The organism is Lysobacter cavernae, assembly GCF_042648505.1.
Lineage (GTDB): Bacteria > Pseudomonadota > Gammaproteobacteria > Xanthomonadales > Xanthomonadaceae > Lysobacter_L > Lysobacter_L cavernae.
On sequence record NZ_JBHRXK010000026.1, the window covers coordinates 1 to 1,178 of the forward strand.

Genomic DNA, 1,178 nt, shown 5'->3' on the forward strand with positions numbered 1-1,178 from the left:
GGTAATCCCCCCACTTTTAGCAGTCGCCAAAAGTGGAGCTAAGCGGCCATCGCCAGCTTCATCGCCGGGGTGATGCCGCCGAGCGCCATGTTGGGGCGCTCGTGGTTGTACGTCCATAGCCAGCGTGTGGCCTTGTCTTGCACCTGCTCGATGGTGTCGAACAGCGTTCGGGCCAGCCAGGCGTAGCGGACGGTGCGGTTGTAGCGTTCGACGTAAGCGTTCTGCTGCGGCTTGCCCGGCTGGATGTGCTCGATCCGGATGCCGTGTCGTTCCGCCCAGGCCAGTAGCGCGCCACTGATGTACTCGGGGCCGTTGTCGCAGCGAATGACGCATGGCTTGCCACGCCACTCGATGATCTGCTCCAGCGACCGGATCACCCGGGCCGAAGGCAGCGACAGATCTACCTCGATCCCCAGCCCCTCACGATTGAAGTCGTCGAGCACGTTGAACAGACGGAAGCTGCGACCATCGACCAACTGGTCATGCATGAAGTCCATCGACCAGACCTGGTTGATCGTCTCCGGCACCGCCAGCGGCTCGGGCCTCTCCCGGACCAGCCGCTTCTTCGGCTTGATCCGCAGGTTCAACTCCAACTGGCGGTAGATCCGATAGATCCGCTTGTGGTTCCAGCCAAAGCCCCTCACGTTGCGCAGGTACAGGTAGCACAGGCCGAAGCCCCAGTCGCGATGGGCCGTGGTCAGCCGGACCAGCCAATCGGCGATCAGGGCGTTCTCCTCGCTGGCCTTGGCCTGGTAGCGGAAGCATGTCTGGCTCACCGCGAAGGTCTGGCAGGCGTGCCGGATGCTCGTGCGCCCGTCTGAGACCGCTGATTGGGCCATCTCCCGGCGCTGAGATGGCCTCACCATTTTTTTGCGAGCGCTTCCTTCAGCAGGTCGGTACTGAGCTGGGCCTCGGCGTACATCTTCTTCAGGCGCCGGTTCTCCTCCTCCAGTTCCTTCATGCGCGCGACCATGGATACTTCCATGCCGCCGAACTTGCTGCGCCATTTGTAGAACGTCGCCGAGCTGATGCCGTGCTCGCGGCACAGCTCTGGCACGGGCGTGCCGGCCTCGGCCTGCTTGAGCACGGCGATGACCTGGCTGTCGGTAAAGCGGGACTGCTTCATGGAACCTCCTCGGGAAAGACTACGAGAAAATTCCACCTATGGCGTCAGCTAA

The 1,178-nt window shown here is 62.6% G+C and carries 1 protein-coding gene; it reads right to left on the reverse strand.

What is annotated here, in order from left to right; translation table 11 throughout:
* Positions 1-38: 38 nt before the first annotated feature.
* A protein-coding gene (locus tag ACFOLC_RS16100; protein ID WP_386760282.1) for an IS3 family transposase occupies positions 39-1,126 on the reverse strand; the annotation gives its coding sequence in 2 pieces (ribosomal slippage) (positions 39-874 and positions 874-1,126; 1,089 coding nt in all).
* Positions 1,127-1,178 lie beyond the last annotated feature (52 nt).